Source organism: Streptomyces cellostaticus (assembly GCF_001513965.1).
GTDB classification, from domain to species: Bacteria; Actinomycetota; Actinomycetes; order Streptomycetales; family Streptomycetaceae; genus Streptomyces; species Streptomyces cellostaticus.
Genome location: NZ_KQ948029.1, coordinates 88,688 through 106,160, shown reverse-complemented (window position 1 = coordinate 106,160; position 17,473 = coordinate 88,688). Strand labels below are relative to the sequence as shown.

10 protein-coding genes are annotated in these 17,473 nt (G+C 72.2%); 2 read left to right on the top strand and 8 right to left on the bottom strand.

What is annotated here, in order from left to right; translation table 11 throughout:
• Positions 1-47: 47 nt before the first annotated feature.
• From pqqB to pqqA, 5 genes are read right to left on the bottom strand one after another with little or no spacing between them, the layout of a single operon-like run.
• A complete protein-coding gene (gene pqqB, locus AQI88_RS26105) occupies positions 48-944 on the bottom strand; it encodes a pyrroloquinoline quinone biosynthesis protein PqqB (RefSeq protein ID WP_067003716.1) in 897 nt (298 codons plus the stop codon).
• A complete protein-coding gene (gene pqqE, locus AQI88_RS26100) occupies positions 941-2,035 on the bottom strand; it encodes a pyrroloquinoline quinone biosynthesis protein PqqE (RefSeq protein WP_067003714.1) in 1,095 nt (364 codons plus the stop codon). Before pqqE ends, pqqB begins: the two co-directional genes overlap by 4 nt.
• Positions 2,028-2,300, bottom strand: a complete 273-nt coding sequence (gene pqqD, locus AQI88_RS26095) for a pyrroloquinoline quinone biosynthesis peptide chaperone PqqD (protein ID WP_067003712.1) — start codon at positions 2,298-2,300, stop codon at positions 2,028-2,030. Before pqqD ends, pqqE begins: the two co-directional genes overlap by 8 nt.
• Positions 2,297-3,019 (bottom strand): pyrroloquinoline-quinone synthase PqqC, encoded by a 723-nt coding sequence (gene pqqC, locus AQI88_RS26090; RefSeq protein ID WP_067003710.1) that lies wholly within the window; start codon positions 3,017-3,019, stop codon positions 2,297-2,299. Before pqqC ends, pqqD begins: the two co-directional genes overlap by 4 nt.
• A 35-nt stretch (positions 3,020-3,054) precedes the next feature.
• A complete protein-coding gene (gene pqqA, locus AQI88_RS26085; protein WP_067003708.1) occupies positions 3,055-3,162 on the bottom strand; it encodes a pyrroloquinoline quinone precursor peptide PqqA in 108 nt (35 codons plus the stop codon).
• Between the two features lie 468 nt (positions 3,163-3,630).
• Here pqqA and AQI88_RS26080 point away from each other — a divergent pair, with 468 nt between their 5' ends.
• A complete protein-coding gene (locus AQI88_RS26080; RefSeq protein WP_067003706.1) occupies positions 3,631-5,268 on the top strand; it encodes an ABC-F family ATP-binding cassette domain-containing protein in 1,638 nt (545 codons plus the stop codon).
• Entirely contained in the window at positions 5,261-6,988 is a 1,728-nt protein-coding gene (locus AQI88_RS26075) for an ABC-F family ATP-binding cassette domain-containing protein (RefSeq protein ID WP_067003704.1), read from the top strand. The genes AQI88_RS26080 and AQI88_RS26075 overlap by 8 nt, the downstream gene beginning before the upstream one ends.
• Before the next feature lie 58 nt (positions 6,989-7,046).
• On the opposite strand, the gene AQI88_RS26070 is transcribed toward AQI88_RS26075, so the two are convergent.
• Genes AQI88_RS26070 through AQI88_RS26060 form a run of 3 tightly spaced genes read right to left on the bottom strand, consistent with a single transcriptional unit; the run spans position 7,047 to position 17,455 of the window.
• Complete coding sequence (locus AQI88_RS26070; RefSeq protein WP_208615904.1) at positions 7,047-7,625, bottom strand: hydrolase; 579 nt, start codon at positions 7,623-7,625, stop codon at positions 7,047-7,049.
• 38 nt (positions 7,626-7,663) lie between these two features.
• Positions 7,664-10,465 carry an alpha/beta fold hydrolase gene (locus tag AQI88_RS26065; protein ID WP_067003700.1) on the bottom strand — a complete coding sequence of 934 codons (2,802 nt, stop codon included), beginning with the start codon at positions 10,463-10,465 and terminating at the stop codon, positions 7,664-7,666.
• A 45-nt stretch (positions 10,466-10,510) separates the two neighbouring features.
• The gene (locus tag AQI88_RS26060) at positions 10,511-17,455 is read right to left on the bottom strand and encodes an SDR family NAD(P)-dependent oxidoreductase (RefSeq protein WP_067003698.1); all 6,945 of its coding nucleotides are present in this window, start codon (positions 17,453-17,455) and stop codon (positions 10,511-10,513) included.
• Positions 17,456-17,473 lie beyond the last annotated feature (18 nt).

Below are 17,473 nucleotides of genomic sequence, written 5' to 3'. Positions count from 1 at the left end.
AGCTGGGAGCCAGAACGGCTAGAGCCTCGCTTGAGGACGACTCGCGCTTACAGAATGATTTCGCTGCCGTCCGGCAAAACCTCCACGCCGGCCTGTCGCGCCGCAGCGCAAGCGGAAGAGGAGGGGTCGAGGAGGGGGTTGGTGTTGTTGAGGTGGGTGTAGATCCGGCGCAGGCCCGGATGGCGGGCGAGGGCGGCGAGGCTGCCGCCGGGGCCGGCCACGGGCAGATGGCCCATCAGGGGCTGCCCGGCGTCCGGGGAACGCACGGCCGTCCCCAGTTCGTCGGCGCTGAAGAAGGTTCCGTCCAGCAGAGCGCAGGATGCCGAGGCCAGCAGGTCGTCGAACCCGTCCGGCCAGGTGGCCAGGCAGGGGGCGTAGACCAGTGCTCCGCCGGTCGCCGCGTCTTCGATGCGGTAGGCGCTCACCCAGGGGGCGTCCGGGTCCGGACCGCCGACGTATTTGGGGGCCTTGGCGCTGACGGTGTGCGCGGTGACGGTGAGCCCGCCGGCCAGTTCGAAGCCGCCGGGGGCGGTGCTGTCCTGCCAGTCCCACGGCGCGTACCGGTCCAGCAGGCCGCGCAGGGGCAGGTCGGCGGTGAGCGCGGCGCGTACCGGGGGTGCGGCGTGCACGGTCAGGCCCGTGCCGCCGCGCATGATGGTCAGCCCCAGGGTGTGGTCCACCTCGGCGTCGGTGAGCAACACGCCGCGCACGGGGGTCTCGCGCAGGCCGGGGCCGGGTGCCAGGGCGGGTGCGGCGAGGAGTTGGGTGCGGATGTCCGGGGAGGCGTTGAGCAGCCACCAGTCGCGTCCGTTGCCGCTGACGGCAACGCACTCCTGGGACCGTGCGGGCAGTTCGCCGCGGTGGCAGCGGGCGCACAGCGCGCAGGCGCAGTTCCACTGCGGGAAGCCGCCGCCGGCGGCGGTGCCGAGCAGAATCACCTTCATGGCGCCACCGGGCCCCGCAGGACGAACGCCGGTGCCGGGCCGTCGGTGACCTCCGCCAGTGCCGCGTCGACCAGCGACCGGTGCGGGGAGAGGCCGCAGGCCGGGTCCGTGGCCGCGGCGTCGCCGGTGAGCTGGAACGCCTGGCAGCGGCAGCCGCCGTGGTCGGTGTTGCGTTCCGGGCAGGTCCGGCACGGGTCGCGCATCCAGCCGGTGCCGCGGTAGGCGTTGAACGCCTTCGAGTCGTACCAGATCTCCGACAGCGGGCGGCGCAGCACGTTCTCCACCGGGAGGGTGGTGATGGCGGAGGCGGCGGGGCACGGCAGCACGTCGCCGGTGGGGGTGACGGTCAGCTGGGTGTTGCCCCAGCCGTCCATGCACGGTTTGGGCCGGTCGTCGTAGTAGTCGGCCGCCACGTAGACCAGTTCGGGGCCGCCCTCGTGCTTGGCGCGGGCACGCCGTACGGCCTGGTGCGCGGCGGCGAGCTGGTCCCGGGTGGGCATCAGCGCGGCGCGGTTGCGCAGCCCCCAGCCGTAGTACTGGGTGTTGGCCAGCTCGATCCGGTCGGCGCCCAGGCCGACGGCGAGGTCCACGATCCGTTCGACCCGGTCGATGTTCCTGCGGTGCAGGACGACGTTGACGGTGAGCGGGAGCCCGGCGGCGGTGACCGCGTCGGCGGCCTTGAGTTTGGCGGCGTGCACCCGGGCGCCGGCGATCTCGTCGCCGAGGGCCGGGTCGGCGTCCTGGAGGGAGAGCTGGACGTGGTCGACGCCGCGCTCGGCCAGGTCCCGTGCGCGGTCGGCGGTCAGGCCGACGCCGCTGGTGACCAGGTTGACGTAGGCGCCGAGCTGCCGGGCGTGGCCGACCAGGTCCGGCAGGTCCGGGCGGGCCAGCGGCTCGCCGCCGGAGAAGTGCATCTGCACGACGCCGAGCTCCCGGGCCTGGGTGAGGATGTCCGACCACTGCTCGCGGGTCAGTTCCTCGGAGCGGCGGACGAGTTCGAGGGGGTTGGAGCAGTAGGGGCAGTGCAGCGGGCAGCGGTGAGTCAGCTCGATGAGCATGCCCAGCGGGGCACGGACGGTCGGGTCAGCCATCCAGGTCCACCACCCGGCGCTCCGCCAGCCGCTGGAGCAGCTCGGAGACGTCCTGCGTGCTGACGCCCTCGTACTCCTCGGCGAGGCGTTCGACGATGCGGCCGAGGGTGGCGGTGCCGTCGCAGTGGGTGAGCACCGCCGCGGCGGTGTCGTTGAGGACCACGACGCGTTCGGGCAGCAGGGCCAGTTCGCCGCGTGCCGGATCGCTGGTCAGCCGGACGCCGGGCCGCAGGCGCGGCACGGTGGGCTCGGGCAGGCTGGTCATGACCGCGCGGCTCCGTTTCCCGTGTGGTAGTCGAGCGAGTTCAGGACGGTGTTCAGCACGTCGCACTTGAACGCCAGCGCCTTGACGCAGGCCTCCTGCTGTTCGCGGGTGACGGCGTGCCGTGCCACCAGGTCGAGCAGTGAACGGCCCTCGGGGCCCACCACCTCGATGCGCGCGGTGAAGTATTCAAAGCCCTCCTCCGCTATCCACGGGTAGTGCTCCCTGAGCCGGCCCAGTCGGTGGGCGAGCAGGCCCGGGGAGAAGAGCTCGGTCAGCCCTGACGCGGCCGCCTCCAGCCAGGGGCGGCGCCGGGCGAAGTCCACGTAGGCGTCCACGGCGAAGCGCGTGCCCGGAAGGACGAGCCGCTCGTCGAGCACCTCGTCCTTCCGCAGCCCGACCGCTTCGGCCAGACGCAGCCATTTCTCCGCACCGCCCGAGGAGGCGTCCGTCCCGTCGTGGTAGACGATCCTGGACAGCCACTGCCGCCGCACGTCGGGCAGGGGGCAGTTGGCCACGATCGCCGCGTCCTTCTGCGGCAGGCATCGCTGGTAGTACCAGCGGTTGGCCACCCACAGCCGCAGCTCACCCTCGTCCAGCAGCCCCTCGTGCATCCGCTGGTGAAACGGGTGCCGGTCCCAGTACGACGACTCCAGCGCGTAGAGCGCCTGCCTGAAATCGGCCTCGCTCAACGGGGCGTCGGCCTCAAGCGTCACGGACATCGATATATGCCTGCGTCCTTTCCTGCAGCGGTGTGTCAGTCGCGGCTGAAGTAGGCAGTGACTTCCATGCCGGTGTCGAAGGAGACGAAATCGGGACGGTGCCAGGCCTTCTTGGCGCCAAGTTCCTTGTCGGAGGTTCGCATACCACTGCTCCTTTGCGTAGAACGGTTTTTTCCGAGTGGGTGAGGGAGAGAGTAATGATGCCCCTTGAGCAACTGCAATGCTTGGCCCTGGTGTTCGGCACCGGACGCACTTGAATCTCACTAGAATTCTGACGGAGAGGACCCGGCAGTGGACGTTTTCGGCAAAACCGCGCGCAGAGCAACTCTTTACGCGGGCCGCCGGGTAAGACCCCGGGGCCAGTTCGTCCGTGGCCGGTGCGTGCCTGTTGTCAACGGCCCTTTCTGGTACGGTGAAGTGCGATGGTGTACACGAGGGAGAGGTAGCCGTGCTGGTAGCGGGTGACGACGACATCTCCGGGTGATCCCCGGATGTCGACTGCCACCGCTGTGCACGAAGCGTGCGCGGCGCCGTGGCCGTGCCCCCACGTGCTCTGACCACTCCATCCCTTGGGCGCCTTGGTGCGCCCGCATCATCTGCGAGGCCTGCGTATGTCCGACGCCAGCATCGTCTGCTCGAATCTTTCCTTCTCCTGGCCCGACGGCACTGCCGTGTTCCAGGACCTGTCCTGGTCCGTCGGGGACGGCCGCACCGGTCTGGTCGCGCCGAACGGTGCGGGCAAGTCCACCCTGCTCAAGCTGATCGTGGGCGAACTGAGCCCGAACCGCGGGTCCGTGACCGTCCAGGGCCTGCTCGGCTACCTCCCCCAGAGCCTGCCCCTGACCGGCGACCTGACCGTGGCCGAGGTGCTCGGCATCGCCCCGGTCATCGAGGCGCTGGACGCCATCGCGTCCGGGGACGTGAGCGAGGAGCACTTCGCCACGGTCGGCGACGACTGGGACATCGAGGAACGCAGCCGTGTCCATCTCGACCGCCTGGCCCTCGGCGACATCCCGCTGACCCAGCGGCTGCACGCCCTCAGCGGCGGCCAGGTCGTCTCCCTCGGCCTCGCGACCCAGCTGATCAGGCAGCCCGACGTACTGCTTCTGGACGAACCGACCAACAACCTCGACCTGGACGCCCGCCGCAGGCTCTACCAGGTGCTGGAGAGCTACAGCGGCTGCCTGCTGGTGGTCAGCCACGACCGGGCGCTGCTCGACCTGATGGACGGCATCGCCGAACTCGAATCGGGTGACATGCAGCTGTACGGCGGCAACTACACCGACTACGAAGAGGCCGTGCGCGCCGAGCAGGAGACCGCCGAGAAGAACATCCGCAGCGCCGAGCAGCAGGTCAAGCGGGAGAAGCGGGAGATGCAGCAGGCCCGGGAGCGGGCCGTGCGCCGGGCCGGCATCGGCGCCAGGGCGTACCGCAAGGGCAGCATGTCCAAGATGGCCGCGGGCACGCTCAAGCGGCGCGCCCAGGAGTCGGCGGGCAAGTCGAACGACATGCACGGCCAGCGCCTCGCCGACGCCAAGGCACGGCTGGACGAGGCGAGCCGGGCACTGCGGGACGACCGCAGGATCTCGCTCGAGCTGCCCGACACCAATGTTCCGGCGGGACGCAACGTCTTCCTCGGCGAGGGGATCAACGTCCGGTACGGCGAGCGGGAGCTCTTCGCCGGCGAGGGGGTCAGTCTCACCATCCGCGGGCCGGAGCGGATCGCGCTGACCGGCGCCAACGGCGTCGGAAAGTCCACCCTGCTGCGCGTGATCAGCGGGGAACTCGTGGCGGAGCGCGGGGAGTTCAAGCGGGCGGAGGGCCGCATCGCCTATCTCTCCCAGCGGCTGGACACGCTGCCGCTGGACCGCACCGTCGCGCAGTGCCTGGCCGACTACGCGCCGCTCAAGCCCGAGGCGGAGCGGATGAACCTGCTGGCCCGCTTCCTCTTCCGCGGGCCCGCGGCGCACCTCCCGGTCGGGGCGCTGTCGGGAGGCGAGAGGCTGCGCGCCACCCTGGCCTGTGTCCTGGGTGCCGAGCCGGCGCCGCAGCTGTTGCTGCTCGACGAGCCGACCAACAATCTCGACCTCGACAGCGTCGAGCAGTTGGAGGGGGCCCTCAACTCGTACGAGGGTGCGTTCGTCGTGGTCAGCCACGACGAACGGTTCGTCAAGGAGATCGGGGTGAACCGCTGGCTGCGGATGGCCGACGGCCGCCTGCACGAGACGGGGGCGCCCGGCGATGAGTGACGCGTCCTCGCCACCGAGCGGCGGGCAGGACATCCTGTCCGCCGACCACCGCTCGGCGCACCTGCTCGCCGAGAACCTGCACTGTGTGCTCGGGGACCGCGAGGTGCTGCGCGATGTGTCGCTCACGGTCTCCCGGGGCGAGCGGGTGGGGCTGATCGGTGAGAACGGCCGGGGAAAGTCCACCCTGCTGCGCGCCCTCGCCGGCGCGCTGACGCCGCAGCGCGGCCAGGTGGTGCGCGCGGTGACGGGCCAGGTCGGGTTCCTGCCCCAACAGCCGGAGTTTCCGGCCGACTCCACCATCGAGGACGTGCTCGCGCAGGCGACCGCCGAGATCGGGGAACTGTCCGCACGGATGCGCGCCGCGGAGGAGCGGATGTCGTGCGACGAGGGCGATCTCGATGCGGTTCTTGAGGAGTACGGCCGTCTCCAGGAGGAGTTCGCCCGCCGCGGCGGCTGGGAGCTGGGCGCCCGCATCGGTGAGGTGCTGGACGTCTTCGGCCTGGCCGGGCTGGACCGGGCCCGCCGCATCCGGACCCTCTCGGGGGGCGAGCGGACCCGGCTGGCACTGGCTTCGCTGGTCCTCACCGAACCGGCCGGGCTGCTGCTGGACGAGCCCACCAACCACCTGGACGACCGGGCGGTGGACTGGCTCGTCCAGTGGCTCGCCTCGTACCAGGGCCCTTGTCTGATCGCCTCGCACGACCGGGCGCTGCTCGACACGGCCGTCACCGCCATCGTCGACCTGGACGGCCCGAAAGGCTCCACGGTGCGCTACGGCGGCGGCTACCGCGACTACCTGGACGAACGCGCCGCGGCGCGCGAGCGCTGGTGGCAGCGGTACCGCGAATGGAGCCGGGACCTGGCCGAGGCCCGCCGACGGCTGCACAGGGCCCGTGCGGGCAGCCGCGTCTTCGCGGGCAGGGGCGACAACGACAAACTGTCCTACAACGCCATGGGGAGCGCCGCCGAGGCGGCTGTCGCCCGCAGGACCCGCGCCGCCCAGCAGCATCTGCGAGAGCTGCTCCAGGAGGCGGTGCCGCCTCCTCCGGAGCCCCTCGACTTCGCTTCCCCGCAGGCCACGGACCCCGCCGACGAGGTCCAGGAGCCGACCGACGGTGTGCTGTTGCGGGCCACCGGCCTGAAGGTCGGGGAGGTGCTGCGGGGAGCGGACCTGGCGCTGGCGGCGGGCAGCCGTCACGTGATCAGCGCACCGAACGGCGCGGGCAAGTCGACGCTGCTGTCGGTGCTTGCGGGTGAGCGGGCCCCGGACGCCGGGGTGGTGGAGTGCGCGCCGGGGCTGCGCATCGGATATCTGCCGCAGGACAGCGACTTCGGCGCGGAGCGGCGTGGGCTGCTGGAGGCTTTTGCCGCGCGCCGCGCGGCCCATGTCGAGGACGCCGCGGCCGAGTTGACCAGGTTCGGCCTGTTCGGCCCCGAGGACTTCGGCACCCCGGCGAACCGGCTGTCCGTGGGCCAGTGGCGGCGCCTGGAACTCGCGCTGCTCTTCGCCCGGCGGCCGCATCTGCTGCTGCTGGACGAGCCCACCAACCACCTCAGCCTGGTGCTGGTCGAGCAGCTGCTGGAGGCGGTGGAACGCTTCACGGGCCCCGTCGTGATGGTCACCCACGACCGCGCCCTGCGCGAGCGCCACCGCGACCGGCTCCTGGAGCTGTCCGACGGGCGGCTGCTCGGTCCGGCAGGGCCCGCGCCGCGCGCTTAGGGCCTGTCCGGCGGATCGGGCCACGGAGGTGGATGCGGCCCGATCCGCCGGGCAGGGGCTAGCGGATGTACCGCCCGTCCAGGTACTTCCTGGCCAGTTCCAGGTAGCGGGAGTCCTCGGAATTGCGGATCAGCTCGAAGAAGAGCATCTCCCGCGTGATCAGGTGCACCCCGAGCTGCCGCAGGCGGGCCAGCCCCAGCTCGTGGTCCGCCTGGTTCCGGGCGGAGACGGTGTCGGCCAGCACGAACACCGTCTTGCCCTGCTCCAGCAGGCTCAGCGCCGACTGGAGGATGACCACGTGGGTCTCCGCACCGGCCAGCACGTACTGGTCCCGGTCGGTTGCCGCCACATGCTGCGCGATGGACTCTTCGCGCAGGAAGTCGAAGTGCTCCTTCTCCAGCCGGGGCGCGCCCTTGGCCGCCTCGTCGAGCGACAGGGAGGGTCCGCCCAGCTTCTTGTGCTCGGTCAGCAGCAGCGGAACGTCGAACTCCCGCGCCACCTCGGCCACCCAGCAGGTGTTGTGCAGCAGCTGGGTGCCCTCCAGCAGCAGCGGGATGAGTTCCAGCTGCATGTCGAAGAGGACGACCGCCGCCTTGTCCTTGCGTACCAGCATGTCCGGCAACCAATCCGTTTCCATGAGGAGTTGAGTATCGCGATGTCACCCGGCGTTCCGGGTCAGCCTCGCCCGGCCCAGAACGCCGTCAGCGTCTTGTTGAAGGACCGTGCCGCGGTGAGCGGCACGTAGTGCCCGTGGTCTTCGAACTCGCGCACCTGCACCCCGGGGATCTGCGCGTACTGGGCGACCGTGTCCGTGTCGAGGACGCAGTCGCCGAGTCCGCGGACCACCAGGCAGTCCGCGGTGATGTCCGGGAGCCGGTCGACGATGTCGAAGCCCGTCAGGGCCGTGTAGTAGCAGCGCAGGATGTCCATGGAGGCGTTCCCGCTGAACTTCTCGGCCAGGTTGCCGCCCTCGCCGAACACCGCTTCCAGCAGGCCCCCGTGCAGGCGCAGCTCCTCGCGCAGGTCGAGGGTGCGCTCGAAGGCGTCCTCGCCGTAGCGGGGCGCGCAGCTGATGAGTGTCAGCGAGGCGACGCGCTCCGGGTGCCGCAGGGCGGTCAGGGTCGAGATGCAGCCGCCCAGGGACCAGCCGACCAGGTCGGCCGGGCCGTCGGCGGTGTCCCGCAGGAAGTCGGCCACCTCGTCCGCGAGCGCCTCGAAGGAGAAGCGCTCCTCGTCGAAGGGGGCGTCCTGGTGCCCCGGGTACTCCGGGACGTAGATCTTGCGTCCCTCCCGCAGCAGGGCCGGGATCTGCTGGGTCCATGCCCGCCGGTCGCAGTTGAGCGGCGGGAGCAGCAGGGTGGGCCGCCCCGAGTCGCCGTACTCGGACCACCGGGTCAGCGGCGGCCGGTGGCTCGCCCGGCGGGCCGTGTCCGCCGCCGGGCCGCCGCGGTCGTTCCGGGCCGGTGGCTCCTGCGGTGTCTCCTGCGGTGATGCGAGGGGCCGGCCGCCGATGGCGGCGGCGAGGTCGGCCACCGTCTCGTGGCGGAAGAGGTCGTGCGCCTTGATGGCGCTTCCGGCCTTCTGGTAGGGGCTCAGCAGCTGAACGGCCGAGAGCGAGTCCAGGCCGAGCGAGGCGATCTTGGTGCCGGGTACGACCTGGTCCGTCTCTTCGTCGTAGCCCAGCAGAGCCGACAGTTGAGCACACAGTTGTTTCACGAGACCGTCGGCCACGGGTTCCGGGACCTCCTCCGCTTGCGGGGTGTCGGGTGTCCGGGCGGGGGGCTCTTCGATCACCCAGTGCCGCCGTTTCTCGAAGGGGTAGGCGGGCAGCGCGATCCGGGCCAGGCCGGCCGGTGCGTCGAGCCGCCGCTGCAGGGCGGGGGTGTCCTGCGCCCGCCAGTGGGTGACCAGGTCGCGCAGGTGGTCGTCGAGCCGGTTGGTGTCCGCGGTCCGGGGTGCCGGGCCGTCCTCGTCGCTTCGCGTCAACGTGTCGAGGCCGGTGAGGAGTTCGTCCCGGGTACGGGCCACGACCACCTGCTCGTGGGTGTGGCGCGGGCGTCGCAGCAGCAGCTGGGAGAGGTCCCAGAGCAGGTCCTGGGGCAGCTCGGCGACCAGCACCCGGCAGCGCTGGGCCAGCGCCGCGAGGCTGCCCGGTGACTCGGCCGACAGGCAGAAGGGCAGCGCCCGCCCCGGGCGGCGGTCCACCGCGTCCTCGCCCGCCGGGGTGTCCGGCAGCTTGCGCAGGACCACGTGCCCGTTGGAGCCGGTGAAGCCGAAGGCGCTGATGGCGCACAGCGGCTTGTCCTGCGGCCACGGCAGCGGTTCCCGGTTGACCCGGAACGGCTCGACGTCGAGGTAGGAGACCGCGTCGTCGGTGGCGGACACCGGCGGGATCGTCTCGTGGTGGAAGGCGAGCAGCGCCTTGATGACGCTCGCCAGCCCCGAGGCCACCAGGGTGTGCCCGATGAGCGGTTTCACGGCGCCGAGGTGGCAGCCGTCGCTGCCGGCCCGGCGGAAGGCGGACCTGAGGCCCTCCAGCTCGATGGGGTCGCCCAGCGGCGTCCCGGTGCCGTGCGTCTCCAGGTAGGCGATCTGCGAGGCGTCGATCTTCTCGCGCTCGTAGAGCTCGGCGATCAGCCGGGACTGCGCGCGGGAACTCGGCGCCATCAGGCCGTTGGTGGTGCCGTTGTGGTTGGTGCCGGTCGCCTGGATTGCTCCGTAGATCCGCAGTCCCCGGGCCCGGGCCTCGTCGTGGCGCATGACGACGAGCGATGCGGCGCCCTCGGCCGGTACGAATCCGTCGGCGGCGTCGGTGAAGGGCAGCGACGCGCCCTCGGGGGAGCTCATCCGGGAACGCTGTGCGAAGCGCAGCACCTCCGGGGTGCTGAAGACCGACACGGCGCCGACGACCGCGGCGCGGCACTGTCCGGCCCGGACGTTGAGCACCGCCTCGTGCAGCGCCGCCAGCGACGAGGAGCAGGCGCTGTCCAGCGTGATCGACGGGCCGTTGATGTCGTAGAAGTAGGAGATGCGGCCCGACAGCGTCGAGGGCGCGTTGCCCAGGAAGCTGTGGGTGCCGTAGACGATGTCGCTGCGCTGCGCCACCAGGGAGCGGTAGTCGCCGGGCAGCCCGGCGACGAACACCCCGCAGTCCAGGTCGCGCAGGTCCGCGGCGGTCAGATAGCTGTCGTCGACGGCGTGCTGCACCGTCTGCAGCAGGATCCGCTGCTGCGGGTCCATGCACTGCGCCTCGTTCGGTGAGACGCGGAAGAACCGCGCGTCGAAGTCCTGGTGTCCGTCCAGGAAGCCGCCGACGAAGGAGGCGGCATCCTCCTCCCCTGCCCAGCGCCCGGTGGTGCCCAGGGCGCTGCGGCCGAGCCGCAGGCGTTCCCAGTACTCCTCCAGGCCGTCGCTGCCGGCGAACCGGCAGGCCATGCCGACCACGACCGGGGTGTCGTCCTCAAGCAGCTCGTCCATGCCCACTCTCGATTTCCTGGCGCGCCGTTGCCTTGCCGGTACCGGTCACTCGAACCAGAACCGGTTCTGTTCGAACGCGTAGCCCGGCAGATGCAGCCGGCTGAACTGCCCGTCGTCGAACATCGTTTCCCATGCGAACTCCTCCCCCTCCACGTATCGGGCCCGTAGGGCCTCCAGGGCCTCGCGGTGGCCGGGATCCGCCGCGTCCGGCAGCGTCACCGGGTGCGTGGTCAGCCGCTGCGGCCGGCACTTGGCCACCTCCTCGGGCCGGGCCTCCTCGAGCCGCCGACGCAGCTCCGGGATGCTGGAGACGATCCAGGCCGTGCGGTACTCGAAGTGGTCGCGGCCGGCCGCCAGGGTGTGGGCGACGTCCGCGAGGTCCGCGCGCTCCGCCTCGGGGCCGCGCAGCCACTCCAGCAGGCTGTCCCGCATCCGGGTGAGCGAGGCGGCGGAGCGGGCGCTGAGCGTGATGAGCCAGTGCGGCCGCGACGCCTTGCGGGCCGGTGGCGGGACGGGCGCCTCGGAGAGGACCACGTGCGCGTTGGACCCGCCGAACCCGAAGGAGCTGACGCCGGCCACCAGCGGTGCGCTCTGCTGCCACCGCTCGTTCTCCAGCAGCAGCCGGAACGGCGAACCGTCCAGCTCGACGAGCGGGTTGGGCTCCTTGAAGTTGATGTTCGCCGGCAGGCGGTGATGGCGCAGGCACAGCAGCAGCTTCAGCAGCCCGGCCATCCCGGCGGCCGGCTCCAGGTGGCCCACGTTGGTCTTCACCGCGCCCAGCGTGATGCTGCCCGGCTCACGGTGCGGGGCCAGCGCACCGAACGCGGTGCGCAGCGCGCTGACCTCGATGGGGTCGCCCAGGTTCGTGCCGGTGCCGTGCGCCTCGATGTGCGAGACCCGGGCGGCCAGCTCCGGTGTGTAGACCTTGTTCAGCAGGGCGACCTGCGCCTCGGGGTTGGGAGCGGTCAGCGAGTTGGAGCGGCCGTCGTGGTTCTCGGCCACCCCCTCGATCACCGCGAGCACGGCGTCGCCGTCCCGCACGGCGTCGGCGAGCCGCTTGACCACGACACAGCCCACGCCCTCCGCCCGCACATAGCCGTTGGCGTCCTTGTCGAAGGTGGCGCAGCGGAAGTCGGGCGAGAGCACCCCCAGTTTGCTCGCCGCATCGGTGGCGGCCGGGTCGACGAGCACGCTGACGGCGCCCACGAGAGCCACGTCGCACTCCCCCGCCGCGAGCGAGAGCACGCCCCGGTTCAGCGCCACCAGGCCGCTGGAGCAGGCGGTGTCGACCGTCTGGCTCGGGCCGGTGAAGTCGAGCAGGTGGGACACGCGGTTGGCGAGCATGGCGTGCGCGTTGCCCGTGACGGTGTACGGGTGGGCCCAGTCCTCGCTGTGCTGCAACGCCGTCTGGTACTCGCTGAACTGCACGCCGGCGAAGACGCCCACCTCCCGCAGCGCTCCGGGCGCGTAGCCGGCGTCGAGCAGGGCGTTGTAGGCGCTCTGCAGGAAGAGCCGGTGCTGCGGGTCCATGAGCATCGCTTCCCGGGCGGAGAGCCCGAAGAAGGAGTGGTCGAACGCGTCGAACCCGTCGATGGTGCCCGCGAAGTACTGCTTTTCGCGGTCCTTCCAGCGGTCGACCGCGCGGATGGCGCTGCCGTTCTCGACGAGCAGCTGCCAGAAGTCCGCCAGGTCCGCGCCTCCGGGCATGATGCCGCTCATCCCGATCACGGCGTACCGGCCGCGTCCGGTGTCCTGCTCGCCGGCGGCGGCCGGGGACGGCTGCGGCGCGCTGTCCGCCTGGCCCTCGTCCGGTACGCCCGCTGCGCCCTGGTCCCTCAGATAGGCGCTCAGCGAGGCGATGCTGCTGTATTTGAAGAGGGCGTTGGGCGGGGTCTCCACGCCGAACTGCGGGCCCAGTTCCCGGGCCAGCTGCTGGAGCATGACCGAGTCGTAGCCGAGATCGCCCCAGGTGCGGTCGTAGGGGATGTCCTCCGGTCGCAGGCCGGTGCGGGCGCGCACCAGTTCCACGAGCCGTTCCCCGATGTCCTCCAGCGTCGCGCCGGGGCGGGGGGCCTGGCTCCGGACGGCCGGGGCGGCGCCGGGCAGCAGCCGCTGCCGCATCCGCTGCACGTCGCCGACACAGGGAATGACCTGGTGGCATGCCTCGGGCAGGCCGTCCAGCAGGTCGAGGAACAGCTCCGCGCCGCGCCGTGAGGAGAGCGGCTCCATCCCGAACTGGCCGCGCAGGAATCCGGCGAGCGCCTCGTACTGCTCGCGCCGTTCGTCCTCGGCGTCCAGCCACAGCGGCCAGTTGACCGACAGGCTCAGGCCGCTGCGCTCGCCGTCCGCCACGCGCCGGGCGCGTTCGGCCGCGAACTCGTCGAGGAAGCGGTTGGCGGCGATGTAGTCGCTCTGCCCGGTGTTGCCCATGACGCTGGAGATGGAGGAGAAGACGCAGAAGAAGTCCAGGCGCAGCTCGGCGGTGTACCGGTCCAGGTTCAGCGTGCCCTGCACCTTCGGGGCGAGCACCGCCTCCGCGTCCTCGGCCGTCTTGTTCTGCACCAGGGCGTCCCTGATGACGCCGGCCGAGTGGATGACTCCGTCGAGGCCGCCGAAGCGTTCGCGGATCTTCTCGATCAGTTCCCGGGTCCGGGCCGCGGAGACGATGTCCGCCTGCTCGTAGTGCAGCCCCGGCGACGCGGCGATCCACTGCCGCTGCCCGGCGTCCGGCGCGGAGCGGCCGACGGCGATGACCGTGGCCCGGTACCGCTCGGTCAGGAGTTCGGCGATGGCCCGGCCGACCTTGCCCAGGCCGCCCGTGAGGAGGTAGGTCCCCCCGGTGCGCAGCCGGACGCCGTCGGCAAGGCCGAGTTCCGTCAGCTCGCGCGTCTGGCGGGTTCCGCCTGCCCACCTGACCTCGGTGAGCGGACGGCGGGCGGCACGCAGTTCGTCCAGCAGGGGCTCCCAGCCGTCGGCGAGCGCGTCACCGGTACCGGTGCGGCGGGCCTGGACGGTGCGGACATGCGGGTTCTCCTCCGCCAGTCCGTGCAGGAATCCGGCCCAGGTACGCACGTCGGCCGTGTCGGTCTCGTGGGTCACGCCGAGGACCGTGGACGGGGTGCGGCAGCCCTGCAGGGCCTTGGCGAAGGACAGCTGCGAGGCCACCGTCCCCTCGCGCCTGAGATCCACCCAGTACAGGTGTTCCAGGCCCAGTTCGCCGGTGAGGTGTTCCAGGGCGCGCCGGGCGGCGGCCTCGTCGCCGTCGGGCAGCTCGATCCGGTCCGGCTCGATGACCGGCGCGTCACCGGGGGTCACCCGGATCAGCCGGGTCCCCTCGGGCGGGTCGGGAAGCCGGTGTTCTCGGCCGCGGTCGGTGAGGACGAGGACGTACGGCACCGGGGTGTCGGCCGGGGCGTTCGCCGGGCTCGGCCGCCACACCGGAGTGAGCAGCAGTTCGGCGGCGTCGCCGGCCGTGCCGCGCAGGGCCGGCGCGGCAACGGCCGCGCGGGCGGGCGGCCGGTTCGCGTGGTCGAGCGTGTCGGCCACGTAGCGCTCGGCGGCGAAGGGGTAGAGCGGGGCGTCCACCAGCATGCGGACCGGGAACAGCTCCGTGAAGTCGGGGTTCTCGCCGCCCTGGTACGCCGACGCCGCCCTGGCCCAGGGGTCGCCGGCCGGTGGGGCGGCCGGGGAGGTCCCGTCGGCGCTGCGGAGCAGGCCGGCCAGCTGCTGCACGCTCGTGGCCCAGTAGCCGCGCCGGACCCGGAAGTGCTGCCTGGCGCAGCACAGGGTGTAGCTCAGCCCGTACAGGTACGAGGCCGTGTCGGGCGCGTCGCGCAGCGCGGCGAGCAGGTCCTCGGCGCGCCGTCGCACGGCGGCCTCGTCCCGCCCGGAGAGCGGGATGAAGTAGCGCGGGAACTCGGGGACGGGGCCGGCCGGGCGGGGTGCCACGAACTCCTGGATGATCGCGTGCCCGTTGGCGCCGCCGGCGCCGAACGAGCTCAGTCCGGCGAAGCGCACGGGACCGCTGCCCTTGGGCCAGGGCAGGGTCTCCTTGACCAGGGCGAAACGCGAGTCCTCGAGGTGCAGGTCGGGGTTTTCGAGTGCGCAGTGCAGGGTGGGCGCCAGGGTCCGGTGGGCGAGCTGCTTGACGACCTTGACGAGTCCGGCCATCGCCGCGGCGGACTCCAGGTGGCCGATGTTGCTCTTCACCGAGCCCAGGTAGGCGCGGCCCTGTTCGGGCCCGCCGTAGGCCTGGCGCAGCGCGCGCGCCTCGATCGGGTCGCCGAGCCGGGTGCCCGTGCCGTGTGCCTCGACGTAGGTCACCGCGGCCGGTTCGATCTCCGCTTCGGCCAGGGCCGAGGTGATCACGCGGCGCTGGGCGCGTTCGGACGGCACGGTGAAGCCGGCCGTCCTGCCGCCGGAGTTCACCGCCGTCGCCCGGATGACGGCGTGCACCCGGTCCCCGTCCCGCAGCGCCTCGGACAGCGGCTTGAGGACCACGGCGGCGGTTCCCTCACCGGGGACGTAGCCGTCGGCCTCCACTCCGAAGGCCTGGCAGTGGCCGGTGGGGCTGAGGAACTTGCCCTCGGACAGCAGGCGGTACTTCCCCGGGTGGGTCATGAGGTTGACGCCGCCGGCCACGGCCAGCGCGCAGTCCCCGGAGCGGATGCTGCGGACGGCGAGGTGCAGGGCGGTGAGCCCGCCGGAGCACATGGTGTCCAGGGCGACGCTGGGGCCGTGCAGGTCGAAGGCGTAGGAGACCCGGTTGGCGATGGCGGCGAACGAACTGCCGATCACCCGCTCGGGAGCGGTGAGGTCCTGGTAGTGGCCGAACATGGCGGCCACGAAGACGCCCACGTCGTCGGTCGGCCGGGCGAAGTGCCCGGCGTCCTCCAGGGCGTGGTAGACGGACTGCAGGAAGCGACGCTCCTGCGGGTCCATGAACCGCGCCTCCAGGGGCGCGATGTTGAAGAAGACGGGGTCGAAGTCCAGGGCGTGGTCGAGGAATCCGCCGTGGCGGCCGTAGGAGGTGCCCGGCTCGTCCGGCGAGAAGGAGTGGTTCTCGCGCCAGTCCCAGCGCTCGCCGGGTATCACCTGTACCGCGTCGTCGCCCCTCAGCAGCGCCTGCCAGAACGCCTCGGTGTCGGCGCCGCCGGGGAACTCCCCGGCCATGCCGATGATGGCGATGTCGTCGGGGCGGTAGGCATCGGCCGCGGGGGCGTCCTCGGGCACGTCCGCCGGGGACCCGGACTCCCCTCGCTCCGTGGAGGGTCGGGTCGGGGTCGTGGCCGCGAAAGGCGCCGGGGCTGCCACGGGCGCGGGGGCCGCGGCGGGCTCCGGTGCCTGCGGCTGCTCACGGGCGAGGAAGGTGTCCAGCTCGGCGGCGAAGTTCTCGACCAGGTGCGCGCCGAGCGCCGCGACCGTCGGGTACTCGAAGAGGACCGCGCGGCTCAGCCGGGACGACCCGGTGATGTCCAGGCGGGTCTCGATGTCCCTGCTGACGCGGATGCTGCCCACGCTGTCGAGCCCCGCGTCCAGCAGGTTGTCGTCGTCGCGCAGCTGCCGCAGGCCGCTGTGGCGGACGATGAGTTCGCGCAGCCACTGGGTCGTACCGGCGAGCAGGTCCGCGGGGGAACCGGCCCCGGCGGGTACGCCCGCGGCGACGCCCGGTGACGCGGCCGGCGGTTCGGCGTCGGTGGCGAGGCGCAGCTGCCCGTCGTAGACGACCAGGTGACGCGTCCCGGTGGCGAGGGCCGACATCAGCGCGTCGCAGGCCTGCTCGGCGGGCATCGCCCGCAGCCCGGAGCCGTCGTCCGGCATCTGCATGCCGTCGGTGTCCCACAGGCCCCAGTTGATGCTGTACCAGTCGGGCCGGTGCGCGGACAGCCGGTCGAGGAACGCGTTGGCCGCTCCGTAGGCCGCCTGGCCGACGTTTCCCGTGACGCTCGTCAGCGAGCTGAAGTGCACCACCGTGCCGGGCCGGTGCGGGCCGGTCAGGGCCGCCAGGTTGAGGGCGGTGGCCACCTTCGGCCGCAGGACGTTCTCCAGGCGGTCGGGGGTCAGGTTGTACAGCAGGCAGTCGTCCAGCACTCCGGCCAGGTTGAACACGGCCTTGACCGGCCCGAACCGGTCGTGGATGTAGCGCAGCGCGCCGTCGAGCGCCTCGAACTCGTGGGCCGGGGCGCCGAGGTAGCTGCGCACGCCCGCTTCCTTCAGCGCCGCCTGCGCCTCGGGGCCGGGCGTGCCGCGTCCGAGGACGAACACCTGGGCGCCGCAGTGCCGGCTCAGGTACCGGCACAGCTGACGTCCGATGCCCCCGGTGCCGCCGATGACCACGACGGGGTCGCCGTCGCCGAACACCTCGCGCGGCCGCACGCCGTCCAGCGGCTGCGGCGCGTGGTCGAGGCGCGCGATCCGGTCGCCCTCGGCTCGCAGCACAGCCCCCGGGTGGCCGGCACCGGCCGCGATCCACGCGCGCAGCCGCTCGTCGGTGACGCGGTCACCGCACTCGACCGCCGTGTGGACGAGCGGGCATTCCAGCGCGGCCGTCCGGGCCATGCCGTCGAGCAGCGAGGGGAGTACGTCGGCCGCACGGGACAGCGTGACGAGGTGGATGCGGCGCCCCGACTCGCGCACGGCCTGGAGCAGGGCCAGGGCGGCGCGGGCGAACCTCACCGCCGCGCCGTACTCCGGCGTGCCGCCGGACGGCCCGTCGCCCCAGGCCACCACCAGGGTGGTGCTGGGGGTCCCCCCTGCTCGAGCGGAGCCGAGAGCTTGGGGGAGGGCGACGCGCCGTCGCAGTTCCTGCCCGAACCGGTCCTCGTTCTCCGTGGCGGGGTCGGCGTACCAGCACTCGGCGCCGATGGAGCGGGCCGCCGACGCGATGTCCGCCCGGTCGGTGACCACGACCGTGGTGCCGGCCTGCCCAGCGGGCACGTCCGAGGCGGCGAGGGCAGCGAAGTCCTGGTACCGAGGTGCTAGCGATTCCATGGGTCATCCCCGTTTGAG

Bases quoted from the DNA above. Each gene is read 5' to 3' on its own strand.
- AQI88_RS26070 (WP_208615904.1), bottom strand. From the start codon at position 7,625: ATGGAAACGGATTGGTTGCCGGACATGCTGGTACGCAAGGACAAGGCG.
- AQI88_RS26065 (WP_067003700.1), bottom strand. From the start codon at position 10,465: ATGGACGAGCTGCTTGAGGACGACACCCCGGTCGTGGTCGGCATGGCC.
- pqqA (WP_067003708.1), bottom strand. From the start codon at position 3,162: ATGCGAACCTCCGACAAGGAACTTGGCGCCAAGAAGGCCTGGCACCGT.
- AQI88_RS26080 (WP_067003706.1), top strand. From the start codon at position 3,631: ATGTCCGACGCCAGCATCGTCTGCTCGAATCTTTCCTTCTCCTGGCCC.
- AQI88_RS26060 (WP_067003698.1), bottom strand. From the start codon at position 17,455: ATGGAATCGCTAGCACCTCGGTACCAGGACTTCGCTGCCCTCGCCGCC.
- pqqC (WP_067003710.1), bottom strand. From the start codon at position 3,019: ATGTCCGTGACGCTTGAGGCCGACGCCCCGTTGAGCGAGGCCGATTTC.
- pqqD (WP_067003712.1), bottom strand. From the start codon at position 2,300: ATGACCAGCCTGCCCGAGCCCACCGTGCCGCGCCTGCGGCCCGGCGTC.
- pqqE (WP_067003714.1), bottom strand. From the start codon at position 2,035: ATGGCTGACCCGACCGTCCGTGCCCCGCTGGGCATGCTCATCGAGCTG.
- AQI88_RS26075 (WP_067003704.1), top strand. From the start codon at position 5,261: ATGAGTGACGCGTCCTCGCCACCGAGCGGCGGGCAGGACATCCTGTCC.
- pqqB (WP_067003716.1), bottom strand. From the start codon at position 944: ATGAAGGTGATTCTGCTCGGCACCGCCGCCGGCGGCGGCTTCCCGCAG.